The organism is Glaesserella australis (genome assembly GCF_003260095.1).
Lineage (GTDB): Bacteria > Pseudomonadota > Gammaproteobacteria > Enterobacterales > Pasteurellaceae > Glaesserella > Glaesserella australis.
The window spans coordinates 14,338-32,158 of the sequence record NZ_PTPX01000020.1; the positions used below are offsets into that span (position 1 = coordinate 14,338).

Sequence of the window (17,821 nt, forward strand, 5' to 3'; positions counted from 1 at the left end):
TTTATCCTTTTGAAATTAAAAGAAATTTATTTTGAAAGCGATTTCAATATAATAGGCAAAAGACTATTACAAAGCAGTATAAAAAAGAACCCACAAAAAAACGAAAAATAGTGCATCGCACCATAACTTTTCAACGCCACCACAATCACCACGATTGCCGTAAGCCATTTCAGCCCTTCCCCACGATAAAAAGCGGTCATTTTATGGGGATAATTTACCGATTGGCGAAAAAAGACCCAATAAACAAACACACAATGTGGAAGCAACGCCGCCACTTCCCCCAACAACACCGAAATCGAACGCTCGATCCCCAACCCTACACCGACAACAGCGGTAACTGCAACCAGCAAAATACACTCTATTACAAGCGTTTTTTTATAAAGTTGTTTCGTTTGTTTAAGAACTGCAGACATTGTTTAGCCAAAACCAAATTAAAAAGTAAACGATTTTTTTGTGTAAACTAATCTAAAGTTACGCAATCAAAATCTTTTGAATTATACGCAGATTGACGAAAATTTCCAACCTGTTAACCAAGTAAAAATGTGTGTTAGTTAACATTTTTTATAAAAAAATTAACATTTCATTATTAAAAAATAAAAAGACATCCCTAAGCAGAGATGTCTAAAAAACATATGTTACAAAAGAATAACTAAGGTCTTAACACAACTAAATGTCTCTCGCCCACTAACTCTGGCACATTTAGTTTAATTACTTCAACTAACTTAATCGACTTACTCACTTCCGCCAGCTCTTCTTGTTGATATTGCCCTTTTAACGCATAAAAATGACCGCTTGCATTCGGCAAGTGATAGCACCAATTAACCATATCATTCAGCGATGCAAAGGCTCGGCTTAATACGCCGTCAAATTGTTGCTCTTGATACTCTTCCACACGGCTTAACACTGGGGTAACGTTAGTCAGTTTTAGCTCTCGCACGGCGTTTTTGATAAAAGTAATACGTTTACCCAAGCTATCCAACAGCACAAACTGCTTATCAGGATTTGCAATCGCAAGGGGAATGCCCGGCAACCCCGGACCTGTTCCCACATCAATAAACTGCTTCCCTTGTAAATGCTGACTAACCACAAGGCTGTCCATAATATGTTTCACCAACATTTCATCAGGATTACGCACTGAAGTCAGGTTATATGCCTTATTCCATTTATCTAACAATTTCACAAAATCAACCAGCTGTTGTTTTTGTTGATCGGTCAAAGAAATCTCCGCTTGGGTGAGCAAGCGGTCTAATTTGGCTAACATTTTACAACTCGCCCCTTTTCAACATTCCCTGTTTTTTCAAATTTACGAGCAAAATTGAAATCGCCGCTGGTGTGATACCTGAAATGCGGCTGGCTTGTCCGATTGATACAGGGCGGTGTTGCATTAACTTCGCACGTACTTCATTGGACAGGCTTTCCACTTTGTCGTAATCAAATTCTGCTGGAATTTGGGTGTTTTCGTGGCGTTTGTGGCGTTCAATCTCTTGTTGTTGATGTTCGATATAGCCTTGATATTTAATCGAAATTTCCACTTGCTCAGCAGCTTCTTTGTCTTCAATCGCTGGAGCAAAAGGCTCAATTTGCGTTAAGGCTTGGTAAGTTACTTCAGGACGGCGGATCAGATCTTCACCACAGGCTTCACGAGCTAATGGGCTGTTGAGCAATGCATTCACTTCTGCCAAGTTTGCCATTTGTAAGTGAGCCCATGTCTGTTTTAAGCGCGCTTTCTCTTTTTCGATGTTTTCCATTTTCTCGTTAAAACGAGCCCAACGTGCTTCGTCAATTAAGCCAAATTGCTGAGCAATCGGGGTTAAACGAGCGTCTGCGTTGTCTTCACGCAATAACAAGCGGTATTCGGCACGAGATGTGAAGACACGGTACGGCTCTTTCGTTCCAAGAGTGCAAAGATCGTCCACCAACACGCCGGTGTAAGCTAAATCACGGGTTGGGAACCAAGCGTCTTTACCCTGCACTTGCAAGCCAGCGTTAATCCCTGCTAATAAACCTTGAGCAGCCGCTTCTTCGTAGCCTGTGGTACCGTTGATCTGCCCAGCAAAGAACAAGCCGTCAATGGCTTTGGTTTCTAAGGTTGGTTTTAAATCACGCGGATCGAAATAATCATACTCAATAGCATAGCCCGGTTTGATAATGCGGGTGTTTTCCAAACCTTTCATTGAGTTCACAATCCCCATTTGCACATCAAACGGCAAACTGGTTGAAATACCGTTCGGATAGACTTCAATGGTGGTCAAGCCTTCTGGCTCAAGGTAGATCTGATGGCTGTTACGATCACTAAAACGCATTACTTTATCTTCAATTGACGGGCAGTAGCGTGGACCGATCCCTTCGATAATCCCCGTGTACATCGGGCTACGATCTAAACTATTGCGGATCAAATCGTGAGTTTGTTCGTTAGTGTGCGTGATATAGCACGGAATTTGACGTGGATGCTGCTCGACCGATCCCATAAAGGACATCACAGGTAACACATCATCACCGTGCTGTTTGGCTAACACATCGAAATTGATGGTACGAGCGTCTAAACGTGGTGGCGTACCTGTTTTAAGGCGATCCACACACAAATTGAGATCACGCAAGCGATCAGCAAGCATTGTAGCCGCTGGATCACCTGCACGTCCACCTGCATAGTTATCCAAACCAATATGGATCTTGCCCGCTAAGAAGGTTCCCGCAGTTAAAATCACCGCTTTGGCTTTAAAGGTTAAACCCATTTTGGTCACTGCACCGACCGCACGGTTATTTTCAACCAAAATATCCACCACTTCTTGTTGGAAAATATCTAAATTCGGTTGATTTTCTAATGCAGTACGCACAGCTTGACGATAAAGTACGCGGTCTGCTTGAGCTCGAGTTGCGCGTACCGCTGGGCCTTTAGAACTGTTTAAGGTACGGAATTGGATCCCTGCTTTATCGGTTGCCGTTGCCATTAAACCGCCCATTGCATCGATCTCTTTGACCAAATGCCCTTTGCCGATCCCACCAATCGCTGGGTTGCAAGACATTTGCCCTAATGTATCTACATTATGGGTAAGAAGTAAAGTTTTAATCCCCATACGAGCAGGGGCAAGTGCCGCTTCGGTGCCAGCGTGTCCGCCACCGACCACAATCACATCGTATATTTCACGATAAATCATTTTATTGCCTTGAATACTGTTTGAAAAAAGTTATCTATTCTACCTGAAAAAAGAGCGATCTGAAAAAAGGTTTTGTGGATCTCAAAAAAGATCGAGAAGAAAGTCGAAGATCCTTAAAAGAAAAGATCTATTTATATAAAGATCTTTATTGTTGTTTTTATTAAGGCTTATGTATAAAGTGAATAAGTTAAAAAAACACAATAAGATCAATAAAATAGGAAAGATCAAAAGTTGTCATGATCCTGAAAAGAATAGGGATCTTAATTGTGGATAAGTAGTTAAGTTATCCACAATTTAACTTTTTTTAGAAGTTATTCAAGAATAGATCTCAAGATAAATACAAGAAAAAAGAAAGTTATCCACAGAACGGAGTGGGTTGCAAAATAATCTATTTGACCAAAATTTGGTTGATTTCATCACGGTATTGAGATGCTTTGGTTCCCAAAATAATATGAATATTTTGGTTGACTTCTAATACATCTAATGCACCTAACTCAATAAGAGTCGATTTATTAATCTGGTTAAGATCTTTTACTGCAACACGTAAACGTGTCATACAAGCTTCCGCAGAAATGATGTTTTCAATAGAACCTAAAGCGTTAACGATTTTATTGATATGTTCTGACATAAATTAATCTCCTATAGATATAAAATTAAACATAGATAGTCTAATCACTCTTAGTTAAAGCGCTAGATGATTTTGATAGATTTACATAATCTGTGATTTAATTCACAAATCTAAAGGAGATCTGTTTCTTTTTATGAAGAATGCCATACAATTTTATATAGCATATTACAAGGAAGAACGAGCATGCAACATCGGCAAAAACTAATATTACAGTATATAGAAACTTATCATGAAGCTTCGGTTCAAGAGCTATCTGACCATCTTAATGTTTCCTTAGAGACGATTCGCCGTGATCTCAATAAAATGGCAAAAGCAGGTTTACTATACCGTACCCATGGAGGGGCGGTGAGTCATAAAAATCGGGATATTGGACGCTCTTTTGATGCTCGCCGCCGAATGAATAGTGTGGTGAAAAAATCCATTGCGGAAAATGCATTAGATCACTTTTTTGAAGGGGCGGTAATTGGTTTAGATGCTAGCTCAAGCAGTTGGAACTTCGCCCAATTATTGCCCGATGTGCCTTGTACGGTAGTTACAAGCTCAATGCACAATATCCGTGCCTTAGCCAATAAAACCAGCATTGAAATTATCGCAACAGGCGGTGTTTATTCCGCCAAATATGATGCCTTTTATGGCTCGTTGTCAGGGCATTTACTCTCCCGTTTAAATATCGATATGGCAATTTTCTCTTGTACAGGCATTGCAGACGGAGTGGTTTGGGAATCCAATGAAATGAATGCGATTGCCAAACGAAAAATGTTGGCGGCAAGTAAAAAGGTTTTTTTATTGGCGGATCATACTAAATTTGATCGTAAAGATCTGATTCAACTTTGTGATCTTTCAACCATTCATCATCTATTTACAGATAGAACGCCCCCTGCATCAATTCAACAAATTTGTCAGCAACATCAAATTAGCATCACGCTTTAATGGCTTTTGCCCGATTTTCCTTTTTCCCTACTAAATCGGGCAAATAATTTGCAAAAAAATCATACAATCTCACCGCTTGTTGCTCGCTTTTTGTGAGCAAATTCACAAAATCCACACAAACTTCGTAAATAATCTTTTTTCACTGTTAATTAACGGCAAAATATTCTCGTCAGTTATATTTCAACCAATCAGTCAAGGGGATTTTTATGACACAGCTTAAATCAACTCCAGTAAAAATTGGTATCCGCCCAACCATTGATGGTCGCCGTCTTGGTGTGCGTGAATCGTTAGAAGATCAAACAATGAATATGGCGAAAGCCGTTGCGAAACTTATTAGCCAAGAAGTTCGCCACACCAACGGGGATTTTGTTGAGTGTGTGATTGCCGATACTTGTATCGGTGGCGTGTTTGAAGCGGCGGCGTGTGCTGAAAAATTCAAACGTGAAAATGTCGGTGCGGTGATTACTGTGACACCTTGCTGGTGCTACGGTTCTGAAACTATCGATATGGATCCGCATATGCCAAAAGCGATTTGGGGCTTTAACGGTACAGAGCGTCCGGGAGCAGTTTATTTGGCGGCTTCCCTTGCAGGACACAACCAAATGGGCTTGCCGGCGTTCTCTATTTACGGCACCGAAGTGCAAGAAGCCAGCGATCAATCTATCCCTGCTGACGTGCGTGAAAAATTATTGCGTTTTGCCCGTGCAGGTTTAGCGGTAGCGACCTTGCGTGGTAAGTCTTATCTCTCTATCGGCTCAGTTTCAATGGGGATTGCAGGCTCTATCGTCAATCAAGAGTTCTTCCAAGACTACTTGGGTATGCGTAACGAATATGTGGATATGTCTGAACTCACACGCCGTATGGAACGTGGCATTTACGACAAAGAAGAGTATGAATTAGCACTCAAATGGGCAAATGAGTTCTGCATTGAAGGCGTGGACGTGAACGCACCTGAAAACCAAATGAATGCCGAAGAAAAAGCCAAATTGCGTGAAACCTTAGTGAAAATGACCATTATCACCCGTGATTTGATGGTTGGTAATCCAAAATTAGCGAAACTGAACTTTGGCGAAGAAGCACTCGGACACAATGCGATTGCCGCTGGTTTCCAAGGACAACGCCACTGGACCGATCACAGCCCGAACGGCGACTTTATGGAAGCATTGCTCAACTCCACTTACGACTGGAACGGCGTGCGTCCTCCATACATTCTTGCCACCGAAAACGACTCGCTCAATGCGGTCAATATGTTGTTCGGTAATCTCTTAACGGGACAAGCTCAAATCTTTGCTGACGTGCGTACCTACTGGAGCCAAGACTCTGTTGAACGTGTAACAGGCTGGCGACCAGAAAGTGGCTTTATCCACTTAATCAACTCAGGTTCAGCAGCGTTAGACGGCACAGGTCAGCACACCGACAAAGACGGCAACCCAGTGATTAAACCAGCTTGGGAAGTCACCGAAGCGGACGGCAAACGTTGCTTAGAAAACACCCGTTGGTGTCCAGCGGTGTACGAATACTTCCGTGGCGGCGGTTTATCATCTCAATACTTAACCAAAGGCGGAATGCCGTTCACTATGCACCGCATTAACTTAGTGAAAGGCGTTGGCCCTGTGTTACAAATTGCAGAAGGTTGGTCTATCGACTTACCAGAGAATGTTCACGATATTCTCAATAAACGCACCAATGAAACTTGGCCAACCACGTGGTTCGTGCCACGTTTAACCGGCGAAGGTGCATTCACGGACGTTTACTCTGTGATGGCAAACTGGGGTGCAAACCACTGTGTCGCCACTTACGGACACGTTGGTGCAGACTTAATCACTCTTGCGTCAATGTTGCGTATTCCAGTCAATATGCACAACGTGGCGGATAAAGACGTGTTCCGCCCAAGTGCGTGGAGTATGTTCGGACAAGACAAAGAAGGTCAAGATTACCGTGCTTGTGCGAACTTCGGGCCACTTTATCGTTAATTCATTCTTTCCAACAAACACTTCCCCCTTTGAAAAAGGGGGATTGAGGGGGATTTAAAGATCGTTGCGTTTCATCGCTCTATTTAACCCCCCCCAGCCCCCCTTTTTCAAAGGGGGGAACAAAGATAAAAAGGAGGCTCTATGCCAATCGCATTTATCTTCGATTGTGGTGCGACCAACTTACGCACCGTGGCAATGGATCATCACGGCAAATTGCTGGCGGTACATCATATTGCCAACAACACCCAACAGGGTGAAGAAGCTGACGATTATCACATTTGGGATATTGATGAAATCTGGTCAAAATTGATGACCTGTGCCAAACAGACCCTTGCTCAACTAACAGATGCACAACGGCAAGATATTGTCGGTATTTCTGTTACCACCTTTGGCGTGGACGGGGCGATTTTCGACAAACAGGGCAAACAGCTCTACCCGATTATCTCGTGGAAATGCCCACGCACCCAGCCGATTATGCAATCGCTCGGCGACTATCTCGATGTGGAAAAACTCTACCAACGCAACGGCGTAGGGCATTACAGCTTTAATACCTTGTTCAAACTACTTTGGTTGAAACAACACAAACCTGAACTTTACGCACAAGCGGACAGTTTCTTGTTTATTTCTTCCATTCTCACCTACCGCTTAACTGGCGTACAAAGTACCGATAGAACAATGGCTGGCACATCAATGATGACCAACATTGCAAGCGACTCGTGGGATAGCGAAGTGTTGCAACTGTTAGGCTTGAGCGAAAACCACTTCCCACCAATGAAAAGTGCAGGGGAGAAAATCGGTACACTCTTGCCACAACTTGCTCAAGAGTTAGGTTTATCGGCAAACATTCCCGTGCTTTCTTGTGGACACGATACCCAATTTGCCATTTTCGGCTCGGGAGCAGGTTACAACCAACCTGTTTTAAGCTCAGGCACTTGGGAAATTCTAATGGCTCGCACCCAACAGGCAAAACCAGAATGGCAATATGTCAAAGACGGCTTAACCATTGAGTTCGACAGTCAGGCAGGTTATTTCAACCCGGGTGTGCAATGGGTTAGTTCAGGCATTATGGAATGGTTCGGAAAACGCTTCTTTAGCGATGTGGCGGGCACAAAAGATTACTACCCAACAATGATCGGCGAAGGTTCTACCGTTCCAGCTGGTTGTAACGGCGTGAAACTGGTCGGCAATTTTGACGGCACTAGCCAACAAACAGGCTCAATCGAAGGGCTTTCAATGCACACCCAACGGGGAGAAATCTACCGTGCAGGTTTGGAATATATGGCTCACCGCCTAAAAGCAGGGCTAGATGTATTACAAAAAGTCGGTAACTTCAACGCCGAAAGCATTATCTGCGTTGGCGGCGGCTCGAAAAACGGCTTATGGAACCAAATCCGTGCCGATGTGTTAAACCGCCCGATTGATGTAGTCGATATGTCCGAAACCACCGTATTAGGTGCAGCAATGTTTACGCTCACTGGTGCTGGTGTATTTGACAGTGTCGAACAAGCCCAACAAGCGATGAAACCTGCATTTAAACGGGTTGAGCCGAGTAGAAATGTGGAATTTTATCAATAACACCGAAAAATAAGTAGGGACGCCACGCTTGGCGTCCGCAACAAGCGGTTGTATTTCGATAAAAATTTGCAAATTGCGAATGATTGAAACGGGCGCCAGCGTGGCGTCCCTACAAAGAAATATAGGAGATACCGATTATATGTTAAAAGGCATTCACCCTGCACTTTCCCCTGAATTGCTGAAAGTGCTGGCAGAAATGGGACACGGCGATGAAATCGTGCTGTCTGATGCCCATTTTCCTGCACATCAACTACATCACAAGGTGATCCGTGCTGATGGCATTCAAATTGCCACCTTACTTGAAGCGATCACCCCATTATTTGAATATGACCAATATGTCGAACGTCCTTTAGCGATGATGCAAGCAGTTCCGGGCGACAGCCTTGATCCTGAGGTAGAAGAGCGTTATCTCGCCGCCATTGCAAAAATCAACGGCAAAGCACCGCTTGTTGAGCGTGTTGAACGCTTTGCGTTTTATGACAGAGCCAAAACCGCTTACGCCGTAGTGATCACCGGCGAACTTGCCAAATATGGCAACATCATCTTGAAAAAAGGCGTAACCCCAGTTTTAACAGATTAGGAGGAGTGTATGAACCGTCAAACTTTAGCTAGAAAAATTATCGACACCTGTTTAGAAATGACCCGTTTGGGCTTAAATCAAGGCACCGCAGGCAACATCAGCGTCCGTTATCAAGACGGAATGTTGATCACCCCGTCTGGTATGCCTTATGAAAAAATGACCGAAGATGACATCGTTTATGTGGATAACGAAGGTAACTTTGAAGCAGGCAAATTGCCGTCAAGCGAATGGCAGTTCCACCTTGCCGTCTATCAAACTCGCCCAGAGTTAAATGCGGTGGTGCATAACCACGCCATTAACTGCACCGGCGTATCTATCCTAAACAAAGATATTCCAGCCATTCACTATATGATTGCCGTTGGCGGCACAAACCATATCCCGTGTGTTCCTTATGCCACATTCGGTACTTGGCAGTTGGCGGAATATGTCAAACAAGGCATTGCGAAAAGTAAGGCGATTTTGTTGCAACATCACGGAATGATCGCCGCCGAAGTCAATCTCGACAAAGCATTATGGGTTGCCCACGAAGTAGAAGTGTTAGCCGCACTTTATCTCAAACTGCTTGCCACAACGCCAAATGTGCCAGTTCTTTCTGATGAAGAAATCAAAGTAGTGCTAGGCAAGTTCTCTACTTATGGGTTGAGAGTGGAAGAGAAGCATTAATCAAAAATATACACAAGCGGTCACATTTGTAAACCTTGTTACAAATGTGACCGCTTTTTTTGTAAGCATAATAAATATATTTTCTAACTATAAATATACTCTTCAATTAGTATATGTTTATACGCAGTCTACGGTTATATTTTTTACTGTAGTTATTGTATTAACTTGTTTGAATAATCACCATTTAGCTTGCTTGTAAGGTTATGTTTTGTTGATAAAATAGACAAAGAAAGAATAGGGTTATTTTCTATATGATATATTATAAGAAAATAGATAAATTATATTTAAATGATTAATGATGGGTTATATGACTATTAATGATGGATTATCTGTGTTACTTAAAGAGTGGCAACAATTTAATATTGATATTGAAAATAAAACGATAGAGCAAGATAGTAAAATAGCACTTAATTTCACGCCATTTAAATTTATTTGGACAAATGAAGATGGTATCTCTGAGATTATTGCTTATTTATTAGATCCAAGAGAAAAACATTCTCAAAAAACTTATTTTTAAATCAATTTCTTAAGGTAGTTGGAAAGCAACCTATATTGGATACGGATAGAGTTTATGTTGATATTCATAAAGCAACTTATCAAAACCGTTATCACGATATTTTTATTCAGATTTATGGTGACAATGCACCTAATCCAAAACTGATTATTTCTATTGAAAGTAAATTAAGATGGGCAAGTGATCAACCCAGACAAGTTAGTCATTATATTGATGATATAAAGAAATATAATCCAGATGATTACTTAATGCTTTATCTCATTCCTAAAGGAAATACCCCCCCAACAGAAAATTCCATTTCTAGAATAGAATGGGATAAAGAAGCTAAAATAGAAAAAGCAAAAGTAATTTGTATTGCGAATTTAATTGAATGGTTAGAAGAAAGTAAACCTAAAGCAAATAATGTTCAAGTTTTTGTAGAACATTTTATTCATTTTTTTAAACAGGAATATATTATGACAGAGAAACAAGATAAAAAAATTGATGTGATTGCTGAATTTTTAACAAATCAACAAACGTCAGAACTTGAATCTTTATTCAATATTATTGAATCAAAAGAGATGATTTATTCAGTAGCAAAAGAGAGAATTATTAATAAATTCAACGACAAACTTAATGAATTTTATAAAAAAACAGATATAGCATTGGATGATCAGTGGAGTATTGATGATAGTAAATCAATTTCATCAAAGGGGTATATTTCTCCTATATACTTTACTAATAAGATTGTTAACTTCGTGATTTGTATTGAAGGTACTAAAAATAGTGCCTATTGGGGAATTAAAAGAGAAGATCAAAATAGCGATGAAGAAATATTAAATATCCTTAAAACAGGAATAAAATCTTCATCGCCAACAGATAAATACCCTCTATGGAACTATATTAACTCAGATTTTGATAGTCCAAGATGTTGGGCTGATTTTGTGACGAAAGACAGTTATATTTTTGAATCTATTTGGAATAATATAGAAAAAATACTAAATGTATATCATGGTTTATCAGTAGCTATCGAAACATAACTAAAAATTTATATTAGTATATAAATTATATTTAAAATCAATGAGCCCTTAATTTAATTATTAAGGGCTTTATTTTTATGCGATACAATTTATCGAAATGAGTGTTAAAGTTACCATTGTAGAATAAATTTTTTATGAAGTGGAGAAGTGTTATACCAATGATTATCTGGAATATCAGCGATTATTTTTATCATAAAAAACGTGATCTATATTTTATTCGTTTTCACAATACAAATATTGAAAATGATTATGAGCAACTACCAGAAAGGGAAATGCTTTTAACATGGTTTAAAGATCATTTACCGAACGTGGAAGTAAGACCTATTGCTCTTTTTTATATGGACAGTGGGATCTTATCTGGATTCTATGATGGATCAATTAGTATAGATTTTGATGAAGAATCACTAAAAAAATTCTGTGATCATTGGGAAGATGGTAATAATAAATCACTAGATGACCGCTTTCAATGTCACTGGATTACTTTGGAATTTTATAAACAGCAGAATAATGGGAAAATTCCAAACCCTAATGAGTACTATGATTCCTGCTGGGCAGATGAGTAATATTAGAAATAGAATCTCTTAAAAAGGGTTACATCCTATATGCGATATTTGCTGTTCTGCCCGATTTTCTTAAAAAATCCACAAAATCGGGCAAATCAAATTGTTCTAAATTTCATCATTTACTGTTTTTTTTGTGACAACTCTCACAAAATTAAAAGTTCAATGTAAATCCACTTTGAAAACAGTCAGCTTTGTACAAATATGATTTCCGTTACTTAGGTAAACCATTTTTATATCCTAATGGAGGCAGAGATGACCGCAGTCAATAGCAATACGCCGTTACTCTCAATGAAGAACATCAGTAAATCCTTTGTGGGGGTTCAAGCGTTGAAAAATGTTCAACTTGAGCTACATAAAGGAGAAGCTCATGCTTTAATGGGAGAGAACGGAGCTGGCAAATCAACCTTAATGAAATGCTTGATCGGGGTTCATCAAGCAGATGAAGGGGAGATCATCTATAAAGGAAAAGCCGTTAAGTACAGTTCTGTGTTAGAAGCGCAGAAAGAAGGCATTAGTATGATTTTCCAAGAGTTGAACCTCATACCTCATTTAACCGTGGCAGAAAATATCTTCTTTGCCCGTGAGCCTCATAAATTTGGCATTGTCGATAAAGCCAAAATGAACAAAGATGCGGCGGACTTGCTCAATATGTTTGATATTGATGTAAAACCGACCGACCTAGTTAAAGACCTTTCCGTTGCTCGTCAGCAAATGGTGGAAATCGCCAAAGCTCTTTCTTTTGATGTGGAAGTGTTGATTATGGACGAACCCACTTCTGCTCTGACCGAAAAAGAGATCGAAAAACTGTTTGAACTTGTTCGCCGTTTAAAAGAAAAAGGGGTATGTATCGTTTACATCTCTCACCGTATGGACGAACTCAAACAGATCTGCGACCGCATTACCATTTTCCGTGATGGTACCTATGTGTCTAGCCACCGTTTTGATGAAATTACGATGGACGAAATCATTACCAAAATGGTTGGTCGTACCCTTGATAACCACTTCCCACCGAAAACTGCTCAAATCAGCGATGAGCTACTGCTTTCAGTCATGAATGCTGAACGTAAAGGGGTGTTTGAGCCGTTGAACTTTGACCTGTTAAAAGGCGAAGTGTTAGGCATTACTGGCTTAGTGGGAGCGAAACGTACCGAACTTGCCCGTGCGATTTTCGGGGCTGACCCACTTGACGGCGGTGAGATTTATGTTCGCAATAAGAAAGTGGTCATTCGTGACCCAAGCGACTCAATCAAAGCAGGGATTGCCTATCTGTCTGAAGACCGCAAGCTTAACGGTGTTGCGGTGCGAATGAGTATTCGTGAAAACATCACGATGGCATCAATGGATAAAGTCTGCGATCAGCTTGGCATTATTTCTCACAATGAAGAAGTTAAAGCCAGCGACACTTTCATTAAGAAAATGGAAATTAAAACGCCAACCCCAGAGCAGTTAGTCAATAACTTAAGCGGTGGTAACCAACAGAAAGTGGTTATTGGTAAATGGTTGTTCCGTGATGCAAACGTGATGATTTTCGATGAGCCAACTCGTGGTATTGATGTGGGGGCAAAATATGCGATTTATCAGCTAATTGATGAACTTGCCGCAAATGGTGTAGGTGTAATTGTGATTTCATCAGAACTCCCTGAAATTCTTGGTATTATGTAAAGGCGTAATTTTTTTTGCATAGTTTAACAGAATTATTTGCACAACCTAGCAATTAAAAACTATGCAAATAATTTTGTAATACTGTATATATTGACATTTCTGCAATAGATTTATTATACTGGGTTTATGAACAGTAAAATAAGGAGTCTATATGAAAGTTGTTGATATACGCTTTGTCAAAGAAAGAGATAGCAAAAAACTTGCTGAGCAAGAGAAAACTATGCAGAAATTAGCTCGTCGAATCCCTGAAAGAATAGCAGCAAAATTCAGTGATATTGAAGTTAAAGTTAGGTTTTCAAGCTCTTCTGGGATTGATGTATCGGGCTTTAAGGGTAATGAAAAAGAAAAATTTATGTCATTCTTGGAAGAATTATGGGAAGACCCTTTTTTGCTTGATGACTGATTTAAACGCCCTTTAAACTAATTTTAAAGGGCGTTTTTCTTAGAATTTATACACCATATTATCTTCGTATTTTTTGTCACAACTTACAGAAGCACTCACCACAATCCGTTCCACCCCATCAAAAGCCTGCCAATTATCCACTTTATCTTCCTGCATATATTCAATAAATCGAATAAACTCCGATTCCTTTGAGCTGAAGAAGATATAAGGTGGTTTGGTAATATTGATTAGGCGTAGAAAATCAATTAAATCAAAATACTTCTCTTGCCTATAACTCTCTTGTCTTGTACAAAGATATGGCGGGTCAAGGACAAGTAACACTTTTTCTTTCCCTGAGAAGCGTGGCACTAATTGATGGAACGACTCACAAACAATTTCCACGCCATCAAGATAACCCTCCGCACTTGGATAGTTACTCTGACGTAAACAATGCCAGAAATTATGTTTATACAAATCTTCAATGTTTTTTACTTGTTCTCCGCTAAATAATAACCATGAGCATAAAACATGAAGGTCTTTATATCCCTTAAACGCCTCAATAATCCCAATTAGTTGCAATTTTTTCGCCTTATCCAATCGTTTACCTTTGGGATAATCAGCAAGAGCAACCGCTAATTGTTGGCGTAGTTGATTAATGTCAGGGATATGTCGTAAACGCTCAGCATAGTTGTCAAAATCATTGTAAATCACCCTTGCCTGTGGCTTGAGTTGTTTGGCGGTATGAGATAATAAACCGCTACCACCAAACACATCTACAATCGTCCACCCTTCGCCGTCACCGTCGATATTATCATTTAAGATCTGACTAAAATGTTTCAAAAACATTCTTTTTTGCCCAATAAATGGGAGTGGAGCTTGCTTAAACATAGCACACTCCTTTACACTCACTTTGCTTGCTTGCTTGCTTGCTTGCTTGCTTGCTTGCTTGCTTGCTTGCTTGCTTGCTTGCTTGCTTGCTTACCAGTATTTTGCTCTTTTTCCATTATCGCAACATCTCCTTTTTATTTAAAATCACAGCCAACTGATTCGGACTAAACCGCCAGCCTTGCTTACTATTAAACATCGCATTAAAGCACCATTCGGAACAAAAGAACCGCTCTCCACGTTGCTTAAATCCAAGCACTACACCCAATGCTCCCCAAAGGTCATATTTCTTGCCTTTGGTCTGCTCAAAATAGGCTTTCACTTGTGTTTCTGTCACATTTTGTAACTCAACCAAATCCCACTTAGAGCGGTCAGATACATTGATAATTTTGCAACGCACACCACCATCACGGGGGCTTGAGCTATAACACTCAAACCACTCGTGATAGCTGTAATGTCCTACAACACGAGCTTTACTTACTGCAATCTCGCAATGCGAGTATTGCCCTTTGGTTACTTTTCTAATCAACCAATCTTCAAGCCGTTCACGCCAGTTTTTTGCGTTGCCTTTATATAAAGCAAGGTAGATTTTATTCATTCGCAGCTCCTGCAAAATCCTCATAAGTCTGCGTCCACCCACCCGAATAATCATACTCCAACGGGTTTTCTACTTGCTCCACCATCGCCTTATGCTTCAAGGCATTAGCGTGATTGCCAGTCTTGGCTTCCATCAACACCTGCCAAATAACCAACAATTTTTCTTTATTGATCATCGCAACGGAATTATCCGCAAAAGTCCAAGGGATTTCCTGGTCGCCAAACAGGTCAAAAGTCGCTTTGACTGACAAGATATTGCGTTCTGCGGTGGCGTCTGTGTCAATCCACTTATCAATCGCTGGCACATAAACACCGCCGTTGATTTTCTTATCTCGCAGGGCGTTGATGGCTTCACGAACTCGTTGGCGTTGTGACCCTAATAAGACAAGATGTTTTTCTGGTGAAAGTATCCATTCTTGTCCATTCCATTCATGAGCTGATGTTGGTCGTCGAGATGTCAAAGTAAGAGTTCCATTCATTACAATAATCTCTTTTCCTTTGTTTCGACCATCAATAAAAAAGTTAAATTCTGATTCTTTAACTGGGATAGCATTTTCAGGGATGTGATTGTGCACCCCTTCAACTAAAAATACTTGATTGTCAATATCGTAAAAATACATTTTAAATTCCTATAGCTACATAATATGTGCGACCAACATCACCTGTTGCAAAAGACGAGAATCCTGTACTGGAGACATTTGCGACTCTTGTGTCTCTACCTGCCCCTGTTTTAGAATGAGAAAGCATAAAAATCTTAGATGGAAATGCTATTGGAAACTTAACAGTTTGCGAGTCCGACCATCCCCATTGTAGAATCAGTCCATTCGGCAATTTAGTCCAACCGTTATCAGACAACGACTGTGTATAACCTTGCTCACCAGCATTCGGCCATCTAGTCGCTGTTGCAGGAACCCCTGTCACCTGACTCCATGGATGACTGTGCGTTGATGGTGTAAAGGTTGCTGGCTTATTTCTCACTTCACTCCAATCTGCCCCGTCAATGCGTTTCCAAGCAGTCCACGCACTATTCAAACGTCCCCGCACATACTTATTTTTACTTCCGTAAGTTGTATATTCTTGTTGTACCCCATAGGCAGACAGAGACACAATTAGAGAACCAGATTGTGCTTCTGGATAATTCCTTGCAGATGTCGCATTAATATCAGCGTTTTGCCCATAAATCCCTGGAATCATGACATCATTTAGATTAGATGTAGCTAATAATTTCTGGCAGAAATTTTCAACGCCTTCTTTCAATCCCAACCAAGTTCTAATAGCAGCTGGATTGTTACAATATCGAGTATAATTGTCATTTGAGTTATTCACCCTAAAGGCAATTGCCCCTTGAATACGTGTTTCGTCTTGATAAGTTGCTCGAAATAATCGTCCAAGAACATCACCTGCAGCATCACGTTTAACGTACGTATTTGCCGTTGCATCAACTGCACCATCTGTATCAAGTACCACTGTGCCCGCTTTTGCAGGGATATACACATCAAATGCACCTTGCGTCCAAAACTTCCATCTTTTATCAGGTAAAGCTTCAAGGCGGCTGTCCCAGTTACCCGCACTACCTTGACGTTTAATGTTAATACCCCCATAACCATTGTTAGAAACGGACACGCCTAAATATTGACCATTGAACGTTAAAATAGAACCTGCTAAGGTTAAAGGGTTGTTTCTAATATCTTGCCAATCTGCTCCGTCAATCCGAATCCAAGGTTTAATGGAATTACCACTATAATAGTTACGCAAATACATCTGATTAGCGTGCGTAAAGATTAATTGAGCATGAGCATGATGCGATTTAAGCGATAAAACTGTACCATAAGAATATGCACCAGCAGGTAGCTGTTCCCCTGTTTTATTATGATAAGAGGCGACACTGTTTCCTGTTGTCAACAGGCTATCAATCTGGTCAGCATTTTTACCAACATTATCCACAACGATGCTGTCGTTATCTAATAATAGAGTTCCGTCTTTTCTAGGTACTAAAACACGACGTACAACTCTCTCACCAGTATCAGCTAAAACAATAGCTGCCATGTGGTTTTCTGACGTTGGAGCGGTCTCCCAGCGTACACTTTCACCCGTGTTGTTGTATGTTCGAACGCTAGAATAACCACCACTTTTAATTAAGAGATTACCCGTCATCGTATCGCCTGACTTCGATACACGACTATTTGCGTTATCATTCGCTTGATTAGCCGTCCGTTGAGCCGCATCTGCTGCACTCTTTGCTTCAACGCCTTTGTCGTAGGCTGTTTTTGCTGCTTTTGAAGATGCTACGGTCGTCTGCGAAGTAGAATCAACGGCATCGCTAATACTGGTTTTATCAACTTTTTTGTTTAGACCATTTGTGATATCTAACTTATTTTGAGCAACCTGCTGAGCAAGAACCTTAGCACCAGCCGCACTAAATGCTAAATTAGCCGAACCAATGCCAGTATCTGCGGTCAACCGAGATTGGAAGTAAGCCTTTATCGCTTCAGACAATTGATTTGTTGCAGATGGATTAGGTTGCATATTTGCCAATGCAAGTATCTGTTTATGCTCTTCAAATGTTGATTGCAATATATCTTGCACATCATTTAACCATACAGCGGTGACAACAGTTCCTAAAGTACCTGTTGCAGGATTACCGTCTTGGAATCGTCCGCTATTGGACGCAATATTTGGTAGTTTTTGTCTCATA

Annotated in this window: 18 protein-coding genes; 10 read left to right on the top strand and 8 right to left on the bottom strand. The window is 40.5% G+C overall.

The window, feature by feature from the left end; translation table 11 throughout:
• Positions 1–26: 26 nt before the first annotated feature.
• From C5N92_RS10520 to C5N92_RS10535, 4 genes are all read right to left on the bottom strand, one after another.
• On the bottom strand, positions 27–413 hold the full coding sequence (locus C5N92_RS10520; protein ID WP_111750801.1) for an ATP synthase subunit I: 387 nt from the start codon (positions 411–413) through the stop codon (positions 27–29).
• 236 nt (positions 414–649) lie between these two features.
• Entirely contained in the window at positions 650–1,261 is a 612-nt protein-coding gene (gene rsmG / locus C5N92_RS10525) for a 16S rRNA (guanine(527)-N(7))-methyltransferase RsmG (RefSeq protein WP_111750802.1), read from the bottom strand.
• A 1-nt stretch (position 1,262) separates the two neighbouring features.
• Positions 1,263–3,155, bottom strand: coding sequence for a tRNA uridine-5-carboxymethylaminomethyl(34) synthesis enzyme MnmG (gene mnmG, locus C5N92_RS10530; RefSeq protein ID WP_111750803.1), 1,893 nt, complete (start codon positions 3,153–3,155; stop codon positions 1,263–1,265).
• Between the two features lie 388 nt (positions 3,156–3,543).
• Positions 3,544–3,783, bottom strand: a complete 240-nt coding sequence (locus tag C5N92_RS10535) for a PTS sugar transporter subunit IIB (RefSeq protein WP_111750804.1) — start codon at positions 3,781–3,783, stop codon at positions 3,544–3,546.
• 183 nt (positions 3,784–3,966) lie between these two features.
• Between C5N92_RS10535 and C5N92_RS10540 the strand changes: the two genes are divergently transcribed.
• From C5N92_RS10540 to C5N92_RS10585, 10 genes are all read left to right on the top strand, one after another.
• Positions 3,967–4,713 carry a DeoR/GlpR family DNA-binding transcription regulator gene (locus C5N92_RS10540; RefSeq protein ID WP_111750805.1) on the top strand — a complete coding sequence of 249 codons (747 nt, stop codon included), beginning with the start codon at positions 3,967–3,969 and terminating at the stop codon, positions 4,711–4,713.
• Positions 4,714–4,919: 206 nt separating this feature from the next.
• Positions 4,920–6,686 carry an L-fucose isomerase gene (gene fucI, locus C5N92_RS10545; protein WP_111750806.1) on the top strand — a complete coding sequence of 589 codons (1,767 nt, stop codon included), beginning with the start codon at positions 4,920–4,922 and terminating at the stop codon, positions 6,684–6,686.
• Positions 6,687–6,827: 141 nt separating this feature from the next.
• Positions 6,828–8,261: an L-fuculokinase gene (gene fucK, locus C5N92_RS10550; protein ID WP_111750807.1), complete on the top strand. Its 1,434-nt coding sequence runs from the start codon at positions 6,828–6,830 to the stop codon at positions 8,259–8,261.
• Between the two features lie 139 nt (positions 8,262–8,400).
• The gene (gene fucU / locus C5N92_RS10555) at positions 8,401–8,841 is read left to right on the top strand and encodes an L-fucose mutarotase (protein ID WP_111750808.1); all 441 of its coding nucleotides are present in this window, start codon (positions 8,401–8,403) and stop codon (positions 8,839–8,841) included.
• Positions 8,842–8,850: 9 nt separating this feature from the next.
• Entirely contained in the window at positions 8,851–9,504 is a 654-nt protein-coding gene (gene fucA, locus C5N92_RS10560) for an L-fuculose-phosphate aldolase (protein WP_111750809.1), read from the top strand.
• A 307-nt stretch (positions 9,505–9,811) separates the two neighbouring features.
• Positions 9,812–10,021 carry a hypothetical protein gene (locus C5N92_RS10565; protein ID WP_133254063.1) on the top strand — a complete coding sequence of 70 codons (210 nt, stop codon included), beginning with the start codon at positions 9,812–9,814 and terminating at the stop codon, positions 10,019–10,021.
• Positions 10,022–10,056: 35 nt separating this feature from the next.
• Complete coding sequence (locus tag C5N92_RS10570; protein ID WP_219819293.1) at positions 10,057–11,037, top strand: PD-(D/E)XK nuclease family protein; 981 nt, start codon at positions 10,057–10,059, stop codon at positions 11,035–11,037.
• A 158-nt stretch (positions 11,038–11,195) separates the two neighbouring features.
• A complete protein-coding gene (locus tag C5N92_RS10575; RefSeq protein WP_119863512.1) occupies positions 11,196–11,600 on the top strand; it encodes a hypothetical protein in 405 nt (134 codons plus the stop codon).
• Positions 11,601–11,852: 252 nt separating this feature from the next.
• Positions 11,853–13,262: a sugar ABC transporter ATP-binding protein gene (locus C5N92_RS10580; protein WP_238138407.1), complete on the top strand. Its 1,410-nt coding sequence runs from the start codon at positions 11,853–11,855 to the stop codon at positions 13,260–13,262.
• A gap of 151 nt (positions 13,263–13,413) precedes the next feature.
• Entirely contained in the window at positions 13,414–13,665 is a 252-nt protein-coding gene (locus C5N92_RS10585; RefSeq protein WP_111750813.1) for a DinI-like family protein, read from the top strand.
• Between the two features lie 39 nt (positions 13,666–13,704).
• Here C5N92_RS10585 and C5N92_RS10590 read toward each other — a convergent pair whose 3' ends face one another.
• The 4 genes from C5N92_RS10590 to C5N92_RS11390 all read right to left on the bottom strand — a co-directional run bounded on the left by C5N92_RS10590 (position 13,705) and on the right by C5N92_RS11390 (position 17,820).
• Positions 13,705–14,532, bottom strand: coding sequence for a DNA adenine methylase (locus C5N92_RS10590; protein WP_111750814.1), 828 nt, complete (start codon positions 14,530–14,532; stop codon positions 13,705–13,707).
• A 115-nt stretch (positions 14,533–14,647) separates the two neighbouring features.
• Complete coding sequence (locus C5N92_RS10595; RefSeq protein ID WP_111750815.1) at positions 14,648–15,127, bottom strand: enoyl-CoA hydratase; 480 nt, start codon at positions 15,125–15,127, stop codon at positions 14,648–14,650.
• On the bottom strand, positions 15,120–15,605 hold the full coding sequence (locus C5N92_RS10600; RefSeq protein WP_245898320.1) for a DUF4376 domain-containing protein: 486 nt from the start codon (positions 15,603–15,605) through the stop codon (positions 15,120–15,122). The genes C5N92_RS10595 and C5N92_RS10600 overlap by 8 nt, the downstream gene beginning before the upstream one ends.
• Before the next feature lie 142 nt (positions 15,606–15,747).
• Entirely contained in the window at positions 15,748–17,820 is a 2,073-nt protein-coding gene (locus tag C5N92_RS11390; protein ID WP_238138405.1) for a gp53-like domain-containing protein, read from the bottom strand.
• Position 17,821 lies beyond the last annotated feature (1 nt).

What these genes read in the sequence shown, in the direction of transcription:
- C5N92_RS10580 (WP_238138407.1), top strand. Translation starts at nt 11,853, where the DNA reads ATGACCGCAGTCAATAGCAATACGCCGTTACTCTCAATGAAGAACATC.
- C5N92_RS10520 (WP_111750801.1), bottom strand. Translation starts at nt 413, where the DNA reads ATGTCTGCAGTTCTTAAACAAACGAAACAACTTTATAAAAAAACGCTT.
- fucK (WP_111750807.1), top strand. Translation starts at nt 6,828, where the DNA reads ATGCCAATCGCATTTATCTTCGATTGTGGTGCGACCAACTTACGCACC.
- C5N92_RS10595 (WP_111750815.1), bottom strand. Translation starts at nt 15,127, where the DNA reads ATGAATAAAATCTACCTTGCTTTATATAAAGGCAACGCAAAAAACTGG.
- C5N92_RS10540 (WP_111750805.1), top strand. Translation starts at nt 3,967, where the DNA reads ATGCAACATCGGCAAAAACTAATATTACAGTATATAGAAACTTATCAT.
- C5N92_RS10585 (WP_111750813.1), top strand. Translation starts at nt 13,414, where the DNA reads ATGAAAGTTGTTGATATACGCTTTGTCAAAGAAAGAGATAGCAAAAAA.
- C5N92_RS10535 (WP_111750804.1), bottom strand. Translation starts at nt 3,783, where the DNA reads ATGTCAGAACATATCAATAAAATCGTTAACGCTTTAGGTTCTATTGAA.
- C5N92_RS10590 (WP_111750814.1), bottom strand. Translation starts at nt 14,532, where the DNA reads ATGTTTAAGCAAGCTCCACTCCCATTTATTGGGCAAAAAAGAATGTTT.
- C5N92_RS10565 (WP_133254063.1), top strand. Translation starts at nt 9,812, where the DNA reads ATGACTATTAATGATGGATTATCTGTGTTACTTAAAGAGTGGCAACAA.
- C5N92_RS10575 (WP_119863512.1), top strand. Translation starts at nt 11,196, where the DNA reads ATGATTATCTGGAATATCAGCGATTATTTTTATCATAAAAAACGTGAT.
- mnmG (WP_111750803.1), bottom strand. Translation starts at nt 3,155, where the DNA reads ATGATTTATCGTGAAATATACGATGTGATTGTGGTCGGTGGCGGACAC.
- rsmG (WP_111750802.1), bottom strand. Translation starts at nt 1,261, where the DNA reads ATGTTAGCCAAATTAGACCGCTTGCTCACCCAAGCGGAGATTTCTTTG.
- fucU (WP_111750808.1), top strand. Translation starts at nt 8,401, where the DNA reads ATGTTAAAAGGCATTCACCCTGCACTTTCCCCTGAATTGCTGAAAGTG.
- C5N92_RS10600 (WP_245898320.1), bottom strand. Translation starts at nt 15,605, where the DNA reads ATGAATGGAACTCTTACTTTGACATCTCGACGACCAACATCAGCTCAT.
- C5N92_RS11390 (WP_238138405.1), bottom strand. Translation starts at nt 17,820, where the DNA reads ATGAGACAAAAACTACCAAATATTGCGTCCAATAGCGGACGATTCCAA.
- fucI (WP_111750806.1), top strand. Translation starts at nt 4,920, where the DNA reads ATGACACAGCTTAAATCAACTCCAGTAAAAATTGGTATCCGCCCAACC.
- fucA (WP_111750809.1), top strand. Translation starts at nt 8,851, where the DNA reads ATGAACCGTCAAACTTTAGCTAGAAAAATTATCGACACCTGTTTAGAA.